Here is a 15906-nt window from a genome sequence, read left to right on the forward strand (position 1 = left end):
AATTTTCCGCATCGTCGGCGAGCTCCGAGGGGGCTGCCATGGCCGGCGATTGCCCACCCTCGTCTGCGGATCGACGTTTTGTCGTCCTAACGGAACACTTCGCTTCCAGTTTGAGTGGGATATTTACCATTCAGAGACACTTTGTCTTTCAGAGACAATTGTCCTTTCCGAGGTTCAACAGGAAGCAGGTTCGTCATGGGCATCACGTTTGAAAGGGTGGGCAATGCGACCGTCGCCAGCTTGCAGGGGCGGCTCGACAGCAGCAACTCCTCCACCGTCGAGACTGAACTCTTCAATCAGCTGGGCGATGGCGGCTTCGTTCTGGATGTGAGCAAGCTCGATTACATTTCAAGCGCGGGTTTGCGGGTCGTTCTCGTCGTGGCCAAGCGCCTGAAACAGTCGGGCAGCGCCTTCCTTCTAGCTGGCATGCAGCCGCATATCCGGGATGTGTTCGAGATTTCCGGCTTTCTCAGCCTTCTCGCCGTGGCGGAAAATCGCGACGAGGCACTGACGCGCGTCTGATCAGGACTGGTTGCTGCGCGGACCATTGTAGCGGATGACAAGGCAAGTAATGTCGTCCGACTGTTCGGCCGCGCCAACGAAATTACCGACGGCGTTCGTGACATCGGCAAGCACGAGTTCGACGGTCAGCCTATGCGCGTCGGTCAGTGCGCTCCGCAGACGCGCTTCGGTGAATTCCCTCCCGTCGCCGTCCATCGCCTCCGATATGCCGTCGGTATAGAGAAATAGCGTGTCACCCTCCTTCAGCATCACGCTCTTTTCCGCATAATCAAGTCCAGGCGCCACCCCCAGCGCCACGCCTCCGGTGCGCGGCAGGTCCTGTACGCTGCCGTCCAGGCGGCGGATGACCATGGGTGGGTTGTGCCCGCCATTGGCATAGGTCAGCGTGCCGGTTTCCGTGTCGAGAATGCCGTAGAAGGTGGTTACGAACAGGTCCATCGGGTTCTGACCGCACAGCATCGTGTTCGCCGCCGCGAGGCAGGTGCCGGCCGAGCGGTTCTCGCGCGCGCTGGATTGCAGCACGGTACGGGAGATCGCCATGAAAAACGCCGCCGGCACACCCTTGCCCGAAACATCGGCGATCACGATACCCAGATGGCGGTCGTCGATGGCGAAGAAATCGTAGAAGTCGCCGCCAAGCTCGCGTGCGGGAATCATCGTCGCGTTGCCCGCATAGGAAGGGTGCGCGGGCAGCCCTTGCGGCAGGATTGCGGCCTGAAGCGAGCGTGCCGCATCGAGTTCCGCCTCGACCCGGCGTTTGGATTCCTCCAGCAGTCTGTTCTTCTGCTCCAATTCCGTTGTGCGCGCGCGGACCTGGGCCTCGAGATGTTCCTCACGAGCCTGCACCTCGATGGCCATATGCTGGAATACGCGGGCGAGCGTACCCAGTTCATCGGCCCGTCGGGCGAGCGGATTCAGGCTTTCCGGGCGAAAGACGCGACTGTCGACTTGATTTGCGGCCGCGGTCATTGCGGAGACCGGGCGGGCGATGCGGCCGGCGAACAGTCCGGCGACGCCGACGCCGACCGCAAGTACGAGACCTGCGGCAAGCATGCCGTAATAGAGATAGTCGAGCAGCATGTCCTCCAGCCGCTGCGTCGACATCGACAGAACGGTTGCACCAATGGTGATGCCGGCCGTATCGCGGATAGGCGCGGCCACGAGAAGACGCGCTTGCCCGAAGTCGAAGTCGGCGGCGGTGCCTTCGATCGCCCTCGCCGCGAGCCTGCCGGCTGTCTCCGGCATGTCGTCGCCCACCGAAGCCATCGATACCTGGGCGTCGTCGAAAACCTGTATCGCCCTCATCCCGTCCCGATTGATCAGCGCAGCCAGGAGCACCGGCAGGCTGTTGGCCGCGCGTACCGGATCGAGAACGGCATCTGGTTGGCCGGCAATCAGCGCCCGTCCGCCGTCGACACGCACGCCGACATAGCGGACGCCGTCGATCGCCCCACCGAGCGGCAGGCGGAAGCGGCGACCGCTCGTCAAGGCATCCAGTGCTGCGCGAGGCAGGCCGTCTGGAAGGCTCTCGCCGCTGACCACCGCTCCATAGTCGCCAACGGAACTTGCCAGCACCGCGAGGTCCTTGTCGACCAGCCAAAGGGAGGAGATATTGCCGCGTGCAGCGACTTCCGCGAGCAGATTGCCGAAGTCCGGACTGGCCTGCGCCGGCATGCTGGCAATGGCGAAAGCCAATGTGGACAGATCGTCGACAAGGACCGACTGCATCTCCTCCAGCGATATTTCGGTGAGGCGGGCGCTTTCGGCGACAATGCGGGCGACGGCTTGCGCCTGCGCCTCGGCCTGCTCGATGAGCGCGTGTCGTCCGAGCCAGCCGAACACGATGCTGATGGTGATGATCGCCAGCGTGATGCAGGCGGCGACCATGAGGATGAGGCGCCGGGTCAGGGTCACGCCGCGCCTCCGTCGGCGGGCACTTTGATCTCTTCCCGTTTTATGGCGATCGTCCCCAATGTCGCGGCGAGATCGAGCTTGCGTTCGAGCGGAGGGGCGCCAGCCATGAGGCGTCGCTCCCCTGGGTGAGGAGATATCCCCTTGATCTTGAACGAGACCGGATAGGGCTTTTGCAAAGCCAGAAACATTTTGTGGGTAACACGATTCATGCGTTTCGACGCATCCTCTCAGCAGCATCGACGTAATTTATGAACGAGTGTGTCCCAAACTGGAGAGAATTTGCAGCCGGGGTGTTGAGAGGTCCACATATGGCGAGATTTGCATTGGTTGCGATTGCCTGGACGTTGATGTGGCCCGCCCAGACGGAGGCGGTTCATGCTGGCACACTGTCGCAAATTGCCGAAAGTGGCGTCCTTCGGGCGGGTACAAGAGCGGATGCCGTGCCGTTTGCCTATCTGGCCGAAGACGGCAAGCCGGAAGGCTTTTCCGTCGACCTGATAGAGGAAATCCGCGCCGCGGTGGAGGCGCGTCTCGGGCGGCCGGTGCGGACGGAACTGAACCGGGTAACGCCGGCGAATCGTGTGCAGATGGTCGCATCCGGCGCGCTCGATATCGTTTGCGAGATCACGACGCCGACTTGGGATCGTGAGAAGCTCGTGGACTTCTCGGTTCCCTTCTTCAGGGATGGCACCCGTATTCTCGCATTCCGCGATACGCTGAAGACCACACCGGAAATAAAGGACATGACGATCGGCGTGGCTGAGGGCACGACGACAGGCGATATCCTGACAGAAGCATTGCCGGGGATAGTGACGCGCTCCTACCCGTCGATGGACGAGGCATTCGCGGCGCTCAGAAGCGGCGAGGTCCAAGGTGTCGCCAATATCGGCATCATCCTGCTCGGCCTGTCGCGAAAGCTGGAGCCGGACCGCAGCGTCGTTCTGCTGCCGCGCACCGAGCCCCTGGGCAACGAGACGATGGCCTGCATGCTGCCGCAAAACGACAGCGAATGGCGGGATTTCGTCAATGCCACCATCATCGGGCTGACGCGTGACCTTGCCGACTATCGCGGCCACTACATGCAGATTTATGACAAGTGGTTCGGGCGCGAGGGTCGACTGGTCTATCCGCTGGACCGTTCCACCCGCGACTATCTGCTGAATGCAAACGTCTGGGCGCGCTAGGATCGGGAACTGCAGAGCGGGCGGTGAATCGACGTTCGTCAGGACAAAACCGCGGGGCAAACGGCCGCCAAGCTTGAAATGTTCACTTTTTGTTCTATTCTGTCGCCCGCGATCCTGTCGGGAGTTCGCAGAATGGAACAACTGTCGTTCGGCCTGCCGGCGCTGCCTCGCGCGACGGTTCGCCTGCTCTTCTTCGCGTTGCGGCCCGATGCGGCCGTGAACGCCGAGGTCGATCGCTGCCTGCCGGTGTGGCGCGGCCGGTTCGGCCTGCGCGGCAAGGCGATGGCGCCCGCGCGCCGGCACGTTTCCCTGCTGGCGCTCGGTCCGCGGACGCGGCTGCCGGCCGGCCATGTCGAGCGCGTGTGCAGCGCGGCGGCCGGCTTCTCGTGCCCGCCGTTCGAAATCCGGTTCGACAGGATCATGCGCTTCGGCGGCAACAACATCGTCCTGACGGGTGGCAACGGCAATCTGGCGACGGACGCCTTCCGGCAGGACCTCGCGACGCGACTGCGGAACGCGCTGCCACCGCAGCACGGCCGGTTCACGCCCCACATGACGCTGCTGCACGACCGCGGGGCATCGTTCGCCACTTCCGAGATCGAGCCGCTGGGCTGGGTCGTTCGCGACTTCGTCCTCGTCGAGAGCTATCGGGGTGAGGGGCTCCATGTCGAAGTCGACCGGTGGCCTCTCGCCGACGGTGCCGCCGTGCCCCCGATCGACGCCCTTGCGGCGACTTGACGAGGATCAAGGTCTTGTTCTGCGTTGTGGCCGAAAGGAGGAGCAAGGCCGATGAGGCCTCCGTTCGGGCGTGTGCGCGGGCGGTCGAGAGAATGCGGGAGAAAGCGAATGATCCTACCCAACGAAACGACCGTCGCGGTGGTCGACGGCACGAGGCTTCGCCTCTTCCGAAACCGGGGCCACGAACCGCAGATCGATCTCTTGGAACTTCCCGAGCCCACGATCGCCGTCGAGAACCAGGGCTCGGGCGGGCGCCATCACAGTTCGACCGCCAATCCCGACACGTCGCGCCTCGCCGAGGACAATTTCGCGGCCGCGGTGGCGGATCACCTCAATCGCCAGGTGCTCTCAGGCGAGATCAGCACGCTTTTCGTCATCGCCGATCCGCGAACGCTGGGAGAACTGCGCCGCCATTTTCATGATACGGTGCGCGCGAAGCTCGTAGGCGATCTCGCAAAGGACCTCACGGCGCAGGACAGGCAGGACATCGAGAGGATCCTCGCCAAGGCATAGACGGGTCATTTCAGTCCGCCGACGCCGAGGCATCGGGGGCTCGGGTCAGGATCGGTCATAACCCCGCGAAAGGAGATCGCAGCATGAACAGGCGTCATCTTCTCGGGGCAATGGCCGGCCTCGCCGTCATCGGCGGCGGTGGCGCCTTCGCCTGGAATAGGGCCACCGGATCGCTCGCCGACTACGAGCGCTATGCGGCTGGCCTTCGCGCGCCGCTCTCCGGGCGGCCGGACCTGAAAAACCTCGTCCGCTATGCGACGCTGGCCGCCAACAGCCACAACACGCAGGCCTGGAAGTTTGCCGCGACGCAGACCACCTTCGGCCTCTTCCCGGACGAGAGCCGCCGCACGCCGGTTGTCGATCCGGACGACCATCATCTCTATGTCAGTCTGGGCTGCGCGGCGGAGAACCTCGCGATTGCGGGCCGAGCCGGCGGATGGCCGGGCGAACTGCTGGCAGCACCGGGTGACGGCAGCGCGATCCGCTACGATTTCGCGGAAGGCGCAGCGCACGCCGATCCGCTGTTCGACGCCATCCCGCTGCGCCAGTCCACACGCGCCGACTATGACGGCCGGCCAGTCACGGCGGCGGATCTGGCAGTGCTGGAGAAGGCAGCCGCGGAGCCCGGCGTCCGGCTGGTCATCCTGACGGAGGAAACGGCGCGGGCGAAACTGCGGGACCTGATCGTCGCGGGCAACGACGCCCAGATGACAGATCCCGCCTTCGTGGCCGAACTGCTGGAGTGGATCCGCTTCAACCCGCGCGACGCCATGCGCACGGGCGACGGGTTGTTGTCCGCCGCGAGCGGCAGTCCGTCCCTGCCGGGGGCGGTCGGCCGACGCCTCTTTCCGCTCGTCGCCACGCCGAAGGGCGAGGCGGACCGCTATGCCCGGCAGGCCGCGTCGACGCCGGCCTTCGCCGTGTTCTTCGCCGAGCGCGCCGACAGCGAGCACTGGATCGCGGTCGGCCGCGCCTGCCAGCGGATGCTGCTGACGGCGACGACGCTCGGGCTTCGGCACGCCTTCGTCAATCAGCCGGTCGAGGTGGCCGCGTTCAGGCCCGATCTCGCCGCGCTTGCAGGCGAGGCGGGCAGGCGGCCCGACCTCGTGCTGCGGCTCGGCTACGGGCCAACGATGCCGTATTCGCCGCGCCGGCCAGTCGAGGCGGTGCTGGCATAGCAGCCTACTTGCCCGCCTTGATGTGCTGCACCATCTGGGTCACCACCGTGCCCCAGCCGTCGTGGAAGCCCATTTCCTCATGGCTCTTGCGGGTCTCGTCGTTGCCGTGGATGGCGATCGCCTTGTAGCGCGTGCCGCTGCCGTTGGGCATCAGTTCGAGGACCGCCGTGAAGAACGGCTTGGCAGAGGGGCGATAGCCGGGCAGCAGCGTGTCGGTGAAGACCAGCCGCTGGTTCGGAACGACCTCGAGGTAGCACCCGATATTCTCGAACTCCTGGCCTTCGGGCGAGCGCATCGTCGAGGCGAAGATACCGCCGGGTCGCAGGTCGATCTCGACCGAGGTAATCGACCAGGGCTTGGGAACGAACCATTCCTTCAGGCTGGCTGGCGTCGTCCACGCCTTCCAGACGAGTTCGACGGGAACGTCGATCTCTCGTTCCAGCACAAGGTCCAGCTTCGGGTCGATCTTGATCACGGACGTCATTCGGCATTCTCCTCTCTGATGGACAAAAGATAATTGTCGAGCCGGTCCAACCGGCGCTCCCAAAGGGTGCGCTGCTTGCCGAGCCAGTCTTCCGCGAGTTTCAACTGCTCGGAGGCGACCTGATAGGTGCGCACGCGGCCTTCCTTGCGCGACCGCACGAGGCCGCAGTTTTCCAGCACCCTGAGATGTTCCATGAACGAGGGCAGGGCCATCTTGTAGGGAGCCGCGAGTTCGGAGACCGAGGCCTGCCGTGCGCTCAGCCGCTCGATGACGCTGCGGCGCGTCGGGTCCGCCAGCGCGCGGAAGATGCCGTCCACCGCGGACGGGTCTAGCATCGATGCGGTCTGCTCCTGCAGCATCTCGAGTGAAGCCCTCCAGCGCTGTCGTGCGCGGAAGCCTCGATACCTCATCCAAACACTTAGGTCAAATCCTAAGTGTTTGTCGGTGGGGATTCCTAAGAAAGTTAGGCACGTGTTAAACTGCTGCACGACGCGCCGGAGCACGACCTGTCCGCTACAGGCTGAAAAGCGTCGGCGCGCACGATGTCCGGAACCAAGATTGCGGGAGACGGTTTCACCATCTCTCAACCGCTAGGGAAGGACGGACAATGGCCCGTGAAGAACAGACCGACAAGACGCCCGCAGAATTGATCGACCGCGCCTGGGATCTCGCCGAATCGATCGGCATCTGCAACTTCAACACCTGGAACGGCCGCGAGCTGCACTCGCGTCCGATGGATGCCAAGGTCGAGCGCGACGAGGAGGCGGTCTATTTCCTAACCGACGTGGAAAGCTACAAGGTCGAGGAACTGGAGCGCTTTCCGGTGTCGACGCTCTCCTTTGCGGACCCGGGCTCGTACAAGTTCGTCACGATGACGGGCAAAGCGAGCGTGTCGAACGACCGCGCAAGGATCAAGGAATTCTGGTCCGACGCCAACAAGATGTGGTGGGATTCGGAGGATGATCCGCGCATCCGCCTCGTCAGCTTCGTCCCCGACGATGCCGAGATCTGGGACAGCCCCGGCAAGGTGATCTCGGGCATCAAGATGCTCACCGCAGCGGTCACTGGCGCCAAGCCGAAACTCGGCGACCACGCCAAGGTCGCGATGTAGCGCCCTCGACATTGGAGCACCGCTCGGCCACCTTCGCACGTCGGAGGTGGCCGCATGCATATCAGGGAATTCGCCGTCGAGACGTGGATGAATGCGCACGAGACGCAGTGCGAGTGGAACCTCGCGGAAACCTGCGTCGCCTCGCTCACCGTGCAGGAACTGCTCGACCTTGTCGGCAAGGGCAATTCCGTCCTCGACGATCTCCTGCCGATGAGGCTCACCTACGGCGCCATCGAAGGTTCGGAGCGGCTTCGCGCGGCGATTGCCTCTCTCTACGAAACGAAATCTGCCTCCGATGTGCGCGTCACCCACGGCGCCGTCGGCGCGAACGCGCTGGTCTATCAGGCGCTGGTCGGGCCGGGTGACGTCGTCGTGTCGGTCCTGCCGACCTATCAGCAGCACTATTCGATCCCCGAGAGCCTCGGGGCCGAGGTGCGGCCGCTCTGGCTGCGCGCGGCGGACGGTTTCCTGCCCGATCTCGAGCGCCTGCGCGAACTCGCGCGGGGTGCCAAGCTCATCGCGCTGACCAACCCGAACAATCCGACCGGCGCGCTGATCGACCGTTCGACGCTGGAGGAGATCGTCGCGATCGCGCGCGGCGCAGGCGCATGGCTGCTCGCCGACGAGGTCTATCGCGGCGTCGATCAGGAGGGCGACGGCTTCACCGCTTCTGTTGCCGACCTTTACGAGAAGGGCATCTCGACCGGCTCCATGTCCAAGGCTTATGCGCTGGCAGGCCTGAGGCTCGGCTGGATCGTTGCTCCGACGGAGGTGCTCTCCGCCGCGATGATCCATCGCGACTACAACACGATCAGCGTGTCGATGATCGACGACCATCTCGCCGCGCTTGCGTTGGAGGCGCGCGACCGCGTCCTGGCGCGCAGCCGCGACATCACCCGTGGCAACCTTGCCATCCTGTCGGACTGGGTTGCTGCCGAACCGCTGATCTCCTGGGTCAGGCCGCGCTCCGGCACCACTGCCTTGCTCCAATACGGCCTCGACATGTCCTCGGTCGAGTTCTGCTCGCGCCTGCTCGAAGGGACCGGCGTGCTCCTTGTCCCAGGCTCCGCCTTCGACATGGACGGACACGTCCGCATCGGCTACGCCAACGCCCCGGACATCCTGCGCGAGGGACTTGCGCGAATCTCGACATTCCTGAAAGGACTTTGATCTTGGCTGCCATGCTCTACGGCTTCAAATCCTGCAGCACCGTCAAGTCGGCGCGCAAATGGCTCGACGACCATGGCGTCGAACACAGCTTCTTTGATTATCGTGTCGACAAGCTCGACCCGAAGGTGGTGGACGACTGGTTCAAGCGGGCCGGGTGGGAGGCTGTGTTCAACCGCAACTCCACCACGTTCAAGGAACTGCCCGAGGCCGAGAAGGAGAGCGTCGACGCAAAGAAGGCCCGCGCCATGATCCTCGCCGAGACCAACCTCATCAAGCGCCCGGTGCTCGACACCGGCAAGACCCTGCTCTTCGGCTTCAAGGCCGACGCCTACGCGGCCGCCACGGGGAAGTAGGGCTAGGCGATGTCCAGAACGGAGAAGCTGATCCGAAAACTGCGCTCCGGGTCGGCGCTTTCGTTCGGGGAACTACAGGCGATACTCGAACTTTTCGGATTTCGTCTGGATCGCACAGGTGGCAGCCACCACATCTATGTCCATCCGCAGGTCACACGGCCTGTGAGTATTCAACCTGACGGAAAGGATGCCAAACGCTATCAAGTCCGCCAGGTTCGGGATATGATTGAAGAATTCCAGTTGGAGCGGATCCGAGATGAATGAAGACTATGCCATCGCGGTCTTCTGGTCGGGTGCAGACAAGGCCTGGATAGCCGATGCGCCGGACCTCAAGTCCTGCTCGGCCTTCGGTGCGACGCCGGAGGAGGCGGTGAGCGAGCTGCGGGTCGCGATGGCTGCGTGGATCGAGGCGGCCAAGGCAAATGGCATGCCGCTGCCTGAGCCATTGTTTCGACAGGCGCTGCCTGCCGCCGAGTAGCTCCGCTCTTCCTTTACGCCACGCCTCTCAAAGCCTGATCACGTTGTTCGGATCGGGCTGCTCGTCCTTCGGTGCCTGGCTGTAGTCGCCGAAGGGGCCGTCCCTCGCCTCGATCACCGCGCGCACGCCCTCGCGGCCGGCCTTGTCGATGAACGCCTTGGCCTCCGGCGTGTTGCGCATCAGACCGTCGAGAATGGGCCCGAGCGTCTGCGTCGATGAGAGACCCATGTTCTCATAGGCGTGATTCACCACCAGCTTCATCGCCGAGAGCTGCGACAGCGGAATCGAGGCAAGCTGCCGGGCGGTCTCACGCACCGTGTCCTCCAGTTGCGCGAATGGAACCGCCCGGTTGATCAGACCGACATCGGCTGCCTCGCGGCCCGACAGCGGCTTGCCGGTCAACGCATATTCCTTGGCCCTGGTCAGCCCCAGCCGGTAGAGCCACATGCCGGAGAGATACGCGCCCCACATGCGCGAATAGGGCGTGCCGATCCGCGCGTCCTCGCTGGCGATGACGATGTCGGCGCAGAGCGCATAGTCCGAGCCGCCGCCGACGCACCAGCCGTGCACCTGCGCGATCACCGGTTTCGGCGAGCGCCAGATCGCCATGAACTTCTGCGTCGGCGCAAGCTCCTGCGCGGTCGAGAAGGCGAAGTCCTTGCCGGCGTCCCACTCTCCGTCGGTGGTGAAATACTGGTCCCAGTGGTGGAAGCCGCCGCCGAAGTTGAACCCGGCGCAGAAGGAGCGCCCCGCGCCGCGCAGGATGATGACTTTTACCGCCGCATCGCGGATCGCCAGCCCGATCGCCCGCTCGATCTCGTCGGGCATCGGCGGCACGATCGTGTTGAGCTCGTCGGGCCGGTTCAGCGTGATCGTTGCGACCGGCCCGTCCGTCGAATAGGCGATTGTCTCGAATGTCATCTGCGCTCCTCCCAAAGCGGATGCAAAAAGACGTTCGGGCGTCTCCTCAGGCCCACTCGCCCTTGCGGAACACCGGCTCGCGGCGGCCGTCGGCGTGCACGCCGTCGATGTCGATCTCGTCCGAGCCGATCATCCAGTCGATGTGGATGAAACTCTTGTTGCCGCCACGTGCCGCGATCTCTTCCGCCGAAAGGTTCGCGCCGCCGACAAAGCACTTCGAGTAGCACTGGCCCAGCGCGATGTGGCAGGCGGCGTTCTCGTCGAACAATGTGTTGTAGAACAGGAGCCCGCTTTTCGAGATCGGCGAGGAGTGCGGTACCAGCGCCACTTCGCCGAGCCGCGACGCGCCTTCGTCCGTCTCCAGCACTTTCCTGAGCACGTCCTCGCCGCGCGAGGCCTTGGCCTCGACGATGCGCCCATCTTCGAAGCGCACCTCGATGTTCTCGATCAGCGTGCCCTGGTGCGACAGGGGCTTGGTCGAGCGCGCGGTGCCCGACACGCGACGCGCATGCGGGGTGGTGAACACCTCCTCGGTCGGGATGTTCGGGTTGCAGGTGATGCCGTTCTTCGCCGTCGAGGCGCCGCCCTGCCATTCGTGCCCGTCAGCCAGCCCGACGACGAGATCCGTTCCCGGTCCCTTGAAATGCAGCGCGGAGAAGTTCCGGCCGTTAAGCCAGGCCGTGCGTTCGGCGAGCTGGGCGTTGTGCGCCTTCCATTCGGCCACCGGATCGTCGCGGTCGACCCGGCTCGCCGCGAAGATCGCATGGGCGAGCTTGGCCACCGCCATTTCCTCGTTGTCCTGCGGGAAGACGAGCTTGGCCCAGCTCGGACCCGGATAGGCGACGATGTTCCAGTTGATGTCGAAGCCGGCGATCTTCTCCAAAGCCGGCTGGTAGGCGATCGAGTTCGCCTTGTTGGCGCGGGCGACCCTGGCCGGGTCCTCGCCCGACAGCAGCATAGGGTTGTCGCCGACGATGGCGAGCCGCGCCGCATTGCCGGCAAAAGCCTTCGCCATGCCCTCGTAGAGCCAGCTCGACGCCCGGTCGAAGCTTTCGTCCGGGCCATTGCGGTAGCGCGACAGCGTGATCTCCTCGTCGGAGAGGAACGGCGTCACCAGTCCTGCGCCCGCCTTGTAGGCGTGGTCGACGATGCGCCGCACCAGCGGCAGCGCGGACACCGGCGCGGTCATCACCAGATCCTGGCCCGGCTCCAGCCTCAGGCCCACCTTCACGGCGACTTCGGCGAGGCGGTCGAGGTGGGCGGGATCGATGATGGCGTGATTGTAGGGATAGTCCATGTCGCACATCCTGGCTGGGGATCGGTCACCCGGATGTGCGACGTCTCGGTCCCGTTCGCAAGGGTGAAATGTGCCTCGTCGGTCAGCCCAGTCCGAAGAAGGACAGCACCGCGAGCACGACCACGACCAGGCCGATAAGGTAGATGATGCCGTTCATGTAAGTCTCTCCATGTGGTGGTATTCCGGTTTTCCAACTGCCTTCGCCTGAAATCGTTCCCCACCGCACGGCCGCCATGCGCTCTGGACCAGCGCTTTTGCGTTGCAACACGCGCGTCTCCAGCTAGGTTGCGCGTCGATGCCGACCTCCTCCGTCTCGCCCTATCGCTACGCCCTCGGCGGCATGATCGGCATGGCCGCCGGCATGGGCATCGGCCGTTTCATCTACACGCCGCTACTCCCCGGCATGATGGAGGAGCTCGGCCAGTCGGCGTCGGATGCGGGCCTGATCGCGTCGGCCAACTTCCTCGGCTATCTCGTCGCCGCAGTGCTCGCCGCCGGCGGCTGGGCACAGGGTCGCGAACGCCCGCTGATGCTGGTCGGCGTCGGCGGCACCGCCGTGCTCGCAGCGCTGATGGCGCTCACCGACAATCTCTTCGCCTTCATGGCGATCCGCTTCCTGGCCGGCATGGCGAGTGCGTTCATGCTCGTCTTCCTCGCGACGATCGTCTTCGGCCATCTCGCCCGGGCCGGTCGGACCGAGCTTCAGGCGCTGCATTTCGGCGGCGTCGGGGTCGGCATTGCCGTTTCCGCGATCGTCAGCGGCGCGATGGTGCTGTGGCATGCGCCCTGGCAGGCGGGCTGGATCTCCGCCGCGGTCCTGTCTGCGCTCAGCTTCGTGGCTGTCCTCCTTCTCGTGCCAGACGGCCCCGTCGCCGCGGCCGAGGCGGGGCGGGAGCCGCCGCTGCCGAAAAGCCCGGCGCTGCGGCGGATGATCCTGTCCTACGGCCTGTTCGGTTTCGGCTATGTCGTCACCGCCACCTTCCTCGTCGCCATCGTGCGGGCGGGCGAGGGCGGGCGCCTGTTCGAATCCGTGGTCTGGCTGGTCACCGGCCTGTCGATCATCGCCTCAACCTGGATATGGAACGCTGCGGCCGCCCGCTTTGGCGCGACCACCGCCTATGCCGTCGGCATGCTCGTCGAGGCGATAGGCGTGATCGCCAGCGTGGCGATCGGCGGCTATGCCGGGCCACTGATTGCAGCGGTGCTGCTCGGTGGCACTTTCGTCGCTGTGACGGCCATCGGCCTGCAGATCGCCCGCCGGCTCGCAGACGCCTCGCCGCGCAAGGCGCTGGCGATGATGACGGCGGCCTTCGGCGTCGGCCAGATCCTCGGCCCCATCGTCGCCGGCTACCTTGCGGACATGACCGGCTCCTATGCCTGGCCGTCGGCCGTGGCGGCACTGGTGCTCGTCGCCTGCGCCTTCCTCGCCTGGGATGCCGGGCGCCGCACCGGCGTCAGGTGACGGGGAGAACGCTTCACGCGTGACCAAAACGTAATGATTGCGGCCATTCCAATCGCCGCATTCTTGTGACTTGATGCGGCCACCGAATCCGCAGTCACAAGGATTTCCCGCCCGTGTTCGTCTCATTCTTTCCCAAGCCGAAGCTGTTTTTCATTTCGGCGGCGGTGTGGAGTCTCCTGCTCGTACTGTTCTGGTTCAACGGCGGCGCGGATCTCGGATCCTATGTAGGCCTGCCGCCGGCCGCTCCCGACGCGGCGCCGATCATCGGCATCAGCGTGTTCTGGTCGAAGCCTTTTCTCTGGTTCTACGTTTACTACGCAGCCGGGGTGATGCTCTTCTATGCCTTCTGGCGCATCTTTTCGCCTCATCCCTGGCAGAACTGGTCGATCCTCGTCTCCGGGCTCATCCTGTTCCTGATCTATTTCTCGGTGCAGGTCTCGGTCGCGGTCAACAACTGGTATGGGCCGTTCTTCGACTACGTCCAGGGCCTGATGTCCAAGTCGGTCCAGTCGACCAATCAGGAATTCTACGCCGGCACGGCGACCTTCGCGTGGCTCGCCCTCATCGGCATGAACGTCAGCGTGGTCAACGCCTTCATCGTCAGCCATTGGGTGTTTCGCTGGCGCACGGCGATGAACGACTACTTCATGGACTATTGGCCTCGGCTGCGCCACATCGAGGGCGCGTCGCAGCGTGTCCAGGAGGATACCATGCGGTTTGCCCAGATCATGGAGGATCTGGGCACCAGCATGGTGCAGTCGATCATGACCCTGATCGCCTTTCTCCCCGTGCTGATCGCGCTCCAGCAGCATGTGAAGGCAGTGCCCGTTTTCGGCGAGATCTCGAATCCGCTCGTGGTCGCCGCAATCGCGTGGTGCCTTTTCGGCACGGTCGCGGTGATGTTGGCCGGTATCAAGCTGCCGGGCCTGCAGTTCCGCAATCAGCGGGTGGAGGCCGCCTACCGGAAGGAACTCGTCTACGGCGAAGACCACGCCGACCGCGCCCAGCCGCCCGTGGCGAAAGAGCTGTTCGACAATGTCAGGCGCAACTACTTCCGCCTTTATGCCCACTACGTCTATTTCAACGTGGTCCGCTACACTTATCTCCAGGCCGACAACATCGTCTCGTTCCTGATCATGGGGCCGGCTCTCGTGGCGGGGACGATCACGCTCGGCCTGATGAACCAGGTGAACAACGCATTCGGCCGGGTGACGAACTCGATCCAGTTCCTGGTCAGCTCGTGGTCGACGATCGTCGAGCTCCTCTCGGTCCACAAGCGCCTGCGCGCCTTCGAGGCCACCTTGTCCGGCGAGGAACTTCCGGAGATCGACCGCCGCTATCTTGAACGCCAGGCGGCAGGCGTGAAGCCCGAGGACCAGCCCGCCTCCTGATCAGCCGCCGGCCGTGGCCGTGTCGGCCGGGCGTTGCGGATTGGCGCGCAGCCAGTCCGCGTAGGACGCGCAGGCCACGTCCGGCCTGACGCAGACCTCGCGTGCGAAGCGTTCCAGCGCGGTCCAGTAGGCGCCGCCGTTCATAGGCTGGAAGTGGAAGCCGATCTGCAGCGGCGTGCGCGCACCGGCAAGCTCCGCCTCGAAGGCGCCCTTGAAGGCCTGGTAGGTGCGCTCGGCGAACTCCTCGGCCTGACCAGCGCGTTCGAAACCGCCGGAATGGCGCACGAAGAGATTGTAGTCCATCGCGATGATGCGCCGGGCCTTCGGCCCCTCGGGGATCATCGGCAAGGAGAACTCGGCGAGTGGGCCGCGCCGCAGCGGCGCCTGCGGCCCGCGCGACACGCCGCTCGCATCGTAGGCGAAACCGGCCTCGGCGAGAGCGGTCGCGAGGCCGGGCGAGGTCGAGAGATAGGGCACGCGGAAACCCTTGAAGCCATGCCGGACGAAGTCGTCCCAGCCGGCCGGGGCGACCGCGCCGCTCGCGGTCCAGGCCTTTTCCATCACCGTCCGGAACGTCCTGAACTCCGCCGCCCAGTCGGCCTGCGACCAGTCCTTGCCGTCGAAATGGCCGCAGGCATGGCTGGCGATGTCGTGGCCCGACTGGTAGGCCGCCCACACATGGCCGAGCCGCGCCTGGACGTCGGCGGCCGTGTCGCCGAAGCCGACATTGGAGCGGCCGGCGCGCTTGCCGGGCGCTTGGTAGCCCGCCTTCGCCTCGGTCGGGATGAAGTAGACGCAGGACAGGAAGTAGGTGAAGCGCGCGCCCGTCTCGTCCGCGAGCTTCAGGCTGCGCTCCCATAGCGCGTTGTCCTTCGCGCCGTCGAAAGAGATGATGACATATTGCGGGGAGGGGCCTGCCGCGGCCGCGGTCGCGAGGGAGAGCGCGAAGGCCGAGACACAGGAACGCACTGCTGATTTCATACCCGACCCGCACTTTTCGTCGTGCGGTCGGTAGCCGCAGAATGTGGCGGCGGCGCGGAAGGCGCATGGCGATCCGCCGGCATGGTTAATGGCGGAGAGCGGGAGGAGACCCTGTTCAGACTCGCGTCAGTCCTCTTCATCGTGCTTCGCCCGGCTTCTCTCTCCGTATAGGGAACTAAGGGTGCCCGAAGGGCGGATGAGGGGCGGCG

The 15906-nt window shown here is 64.8% G+C and carries 19 protein-coding genes; 12 read left to right on the plus strand and 7 right to left on the minus strand.

The window, feature by feature from the left end; all coding sequences use genetic code 11:
* Window positions 1-195: 195 nt before the first annotated feature.
* A complete protein-coding gene (locus B9Z03_RS11995) occupies window positions 196-522 on the plus strand; it encodes an STAS domain-containing protein (protein WP_085464411.1) in 327 nt (108 codons plus the stop codon).
* Here the strand turns inward: B9Z03_RS11995 and B9Z03_RS12000 are convergent, their stop codons facing one another.
* Window positions 523-2673: a PP2C family protein-serine/threonine phosphatase gene (locus B9Z03_RS12000; protein ID WP_085464412.1), complete on the minus strand. Its 2151-nt coding sequence runs from the start codon at window positions 2671-2673 to the stop codon at window positions 523-525. It abuts the gene before it with no gap.
* 110 nt (window positions 2674-2783) lie between these two features.
* Here B9Z03_RS12000 and B9Z03_RS12005 point away from each other — a divergent pair, with 110 nt between their 5' ends.
* The 4 genes from B9Z03_RS12005 (at window position 2784) to B9Z03_RS12020 (ending at window position 6049) form a co-directional block, all read left to right on the plus strand.
* Window positions 2784-3620 (plus strand): amino acid ABC transporter substrate-binding protein, encoded by an 837-nt coding sequence (locus B9Z03_RS12005; protein ID WP_280174853.1) that lies wholly within the window; start codon window positions 2784-2786, stop codon window positions 3618-3620.
* 132 nt (window positions 3621-3752) lie between these two features.
* Window positions 3753-4358, plus strand: coding sequence for a 2'-5' RNA ligase family protein (locus tag B9Z03_RS12010; RefSeq protein ID WP_176247503.1), 606 nt, complete (start codon window positions 3753-3755; stop codon window positions 4356-4358).
* A 108-nt stretch (window positions 4359-4466) separates the two neighbouring features.
* A complete protein-coding gene (locus tag B9Z03_RS12015; protein ID WP_085464415.1) occupies window positions 4467-4871 on the plus strand; it encodes a host attachment family protein in 405 nt (134 codons plus the stop codon).
* Between the two features lie 83 nt (window positions 4872-4954).
* Window positions 4955-6049, plus strand: a complete 1095-nt coding sequence (locus tag B9Z03_RS12020) for an Acg family FMN-binding oxidoreductase (RefSeq protein WP_085464416.1) — start codon at window positions 4955-4957, stop codon at window positions 6047-6049.
* Window positions 6050-6053: 4 nt separating this feature from the next.
* On the opposite strand, the gene B9Z03_RS12025 is transcribed toward B9Z03_RS12020, so the two are convergent.
* Both B9Z03_RS12025 and B9Z03_RS12030 read right to left on the minus strand, forming a co-directional pair.
* A complete protein-coding gene (locus B9Z03_RS12025; RefSeq protein WP_085464417.1) occupies window positions 6054-6533 on the minus strand; it encodes an SRPBCC family protein in 480 nt (159 codons plus the stop codon).
* Entirely contained in the window at window positions 6530-6868 is a 339-nt protein-coding gene (locus B9Z03_RS12030) for an ArsR/SmtB family transcription factor (protein WP_085467619.1), read from the minus strand. Before B9Z03_RS12030 ends, B9Z03_RS12025 begins: the two co-directional genes overlap by 4 nt.
* Before the next feature lie 272 nt (window positions 6869-7140).
* Here B9Z03_RS12030 and B9Z03_RS12035 point away from each other — a divergent pair, with 272 nt between their 5' ends.
* Genes B9Z03_RS12035 through B9Z03_RS12055 form a run of 5 tightly spaced genes read left to right on the plus strand, consistent with a single transcriptional unit; the run spans window position 7141 to window position 9645 of the window.
* The gene (locus B9Z03_RS12035) at window positions 7141-7644 is read left to right on the plus strand and encodes a pyridoxamine 5'-phosphate oxidase family protein (RefSeq protein ID WP_085464418.1); all 504 of its coding nucleotides are present in this window, start codon (window positions 7141-7143) and stop codon (window positions 7642-7644) included.
* A gap of 54 nt (window positions 7645-7698) precedes the next feature.
* Window positions 7699-8814 (plus strand): aminotransferase, encoded by a 1116-nt coding sequence (locus B9Z03_RS12040; protein ID WP_085464419.1) that lies wholly within the window; start codon window positions 7699-7701, stop codon window positions 8812-8814.
* Between the two features lie 11 nt (window positions 8815-8825).
* The gene (locus B9Z03_RS12045) at window positions 8826-9167 is read left to right on the plus strand and encodes a Spx/MgsR family RNA polymerase-binding regulatory protein (RefSeq protein ID WP_085467620.1); all 342 of its coding nucleotides are present in this window, start codon (window positions 8826-8828) and stop codon (window positions 9165-9167) included.
* 9 nt (window positions 9168-9176) lie between these two features.
* A complete protein-coding gene (locus B9Z03_RS12050; RefSeq protein ID WP_085464420.1) occupies window positions 9177-9431 on the plus strand; it encodes a type II toxin-antitoxin system HicA family toxin in 255 nt (84 codons plus the stop codon).
* On the plus strand, window positions 9424-9645 hold the full coding sequence (locus B9Z03_RS12055) for a type II toxin-antitoxin system HicB family antitoxin (protein ID WP_085464421.1): 222 nt from the start codon (window positions 9424-9426) through the stop codon (window positions 9643-9645). The genes B9Z03_RS12050 and B9Z03_RS12055 overlap by 8 nt, the downstream gene beginning before the upstream one ends.
* Window positions 9646-9672: 27 nt before the next feature.
* Here B9Z03_RS12055 and B9Z03_RS12060 read toward each other — a convergent pair whose 3' ends face one another.
* From B9Z03_RS12060 to B9Z03_RS29400, 3 genes are all read right to left on the minus strand, one after another.
* Window positions 9673-10566, minus strand: a complete 894-nt coding sequence (locus tag B9Z03_RS12060; protein ID WP_085464422.1) for a crotonase/enoyl-CoA hydratase family protein — start codon at window positions 10564-10566, stop codon at window positions 9673-9675.
* A gap of 46 nt (window positions 10567-10612) precedes the next feature.
* Window positions 10613-11863: an aminopeptidase gene (locus B9Z03_RS12065; protein ID WP_085464423.1), complete on the minus strand. Its 1251-nt coding sequence runs from the start codon at window positions 11861-11863 to the stop codon at window positions 10613-10615.
* A gap of 82 nt (window positions 11864-11945) precedes the next feature.
* A complete protein-coding gene (locus B9Z03_RS29400; protein ID WP_139832246.1) occupies window positions 11946-12131 on the minus strand; it encodes a hypothetical protein in 186 nt (61 codons plus the stop codon).
* A gap of 27 nt (window positions 12132-12158) precedes the next feature.
* Here B9Z03_RS29400 and B9Z03_RS12070 point away from each other — a divergent pair, with 27 nt between their 5' ends.
* Together B9Z03_RS12070 and sbmA are read left to right on the plus strand one after the other, a co-directional pair.
* Window positions 12159-13325, plus strand: coding sequence for a YbfB/YjiJ family MFS transporter (locus B9Z03_RS12070; RefSeq protein ID WP_085464424.1), 1167 nt, complete (start codon window positions 12159-12161; stop codon window positions 13323-13325).
* A 113-nt stretch (window positions 13326-13438) separates the two neighbouring features.
* Window positions 13439-14716 (plus strand): peptide antibiotic transporter SbmA, encoded by a 1278-nt coding sequence (sbmA, locus tag B9Z03_RS12075; protein WP_085464425.1) that lies wholly within the window; start codon window positions 13439-13441, stop codon window positions 14714-14716.
* Here sbmA and B9Z03_RS12080 read toward each other — a convergent pair whose 3' ends face one another.
* Window positions 14717-15685, minus strand: a complete 969-nt coding sequence (locus B9Z03_RS12080) for a polysaccharide deacetylase family protein (protein ID WP_244561726.1) — start codon at window positions 15683-15685, stop codon at window positions 14717-14719.
* Window positions 15686-15906: the final 221 nt, after the last annotated feature.

Origin of the sequence: Mesorhizobium australicum (assembly GCF_900177325.1) — a bacterium.
Classification (GTDB): Bacteria; Pseudomonadota; Alphaproteobacteria; order Rhizobiales; family Rhizobiaceae; genus Mesorhizobium_A; species Mesorhizobium_A australicum_A.

Excerpts from the sequence above, each read along its gene's own strand:
- B9Z03_RS11995 (WP_085464411.1), top strand. The coding sequence starts at position 196 with ATGGGCATCACGTTTGAAAGGGTGGGCAATGCGACCGTCGCCAGCTTG.
- B9Z03_RS12000 (WP_085464412.1), bottom strand. The coding sequence starts at position 2,673 with ATGCTGCTGAGAGGATGCGTCGAAACGCATGAATCGTGTTACCCACAA.
- B9Z03_RS12005 (WP_280174853.1), top strand. The coding sequence starts at position 2,784 with ATGTGGCCCGCCCAGACGGAGGCGGTTCATGCTGGCACACTGTCGCAA.
- B9Z03_RS12010 (WP_176247503.1), top strand. The coding sequence starts at position 3,753 with ATGGAACAACTGTCGTTCGGCCTGCCGGCGCTGCCTCGCGCGACGGTT.
- B9Z03_RS12015 (WP_085464415.1), top strand. The coding sequence starts at position 4,467 with ATGATCCTACCCAACGAAACGACCGTCGCGGTGGTCGACGGCACGAGG.
- B9Z03_RS12020 (WP_085464416.1), top strand. The coding sequence starts at position 4,955 with ATGAACAGGCGTCATCTTCTCGGGGCAATGGCCGGCCTCGCCGTCATC.
- B9Z03_RS12025 (WP_085464417.1), bottom strand. The coding sequence starts at position 6,533 with ATGACGTCCGTGATCAAGATCGACCCGAAGCTGGACCTTGTGCTGGAA.
- B9Z03_RS12030 (WP_085467619.1), bottom strand. The coding sequence starts at position 6,868 with ATGCTAGACCCGTCCGCGGTGGACGGCATCTTCCGCGCGCTGGCGGAC.
- B9Z03_RS12035 (WP_085464418.1), top strand. The coding sequence starts at position 7,141 with ATGGCCCGTGAAGAACAGACCGACAAGACGCCCGCAGAATTGATCGAC.
- B9Z03_RS12040 (WP_085464419.1), top strand. The coding sequence starts at position 7,699 with ATGCATATCAGGGAATTCGCCGTCGAGACGTGGATGAATGCGCACGAG.
- B9Z03_RS12045 (WP_085467620.1), top strand. The coding sequence starts at position 8,826 with ATGCTCTACGGCTTCAAATCCTGCAGCACCGTCAAGTCGGCGCGCAAA.
- B9Z03_RS12050 (WP_085464420.1), top strand. The coding sequence starts at position 9,177 with ATGTCCAGAACGGAGAAGCTGATCCGAAAACTGCGCTCCGGGTCGGCG.
- B9Z03_RS12055 (WP_085464421.1), top strand. The coding sequence starts at position 9,424 with ATGAATGAAGACTATGCCATCGCGGTCTTCTGGTCGGGTGCAGACAAG.
- B9Z03_RS12060 (WP_085464422.1), bottom strand. The coding sequence starts at position 10,566 with ATGACATTCGAGACAATCGCCTATTCGACGGACGGGCCGGTCGCAACG.
- B9Z03_RS12065 (WP_085464423.1), bottom strand. The coding sequence starts at position 11,863 with ATGGACTATCCCTACAATCACGCCATCATCGATCCCGCCCACCTCGAC.
- B9Z03_RS12070 (WP_085464424.1), top strand. The coding sequence starts at position 12,159 with ATGCCGACCTCCTCCGTCTCGCCCTATCGCTACGCCCTCGGCGGCATG.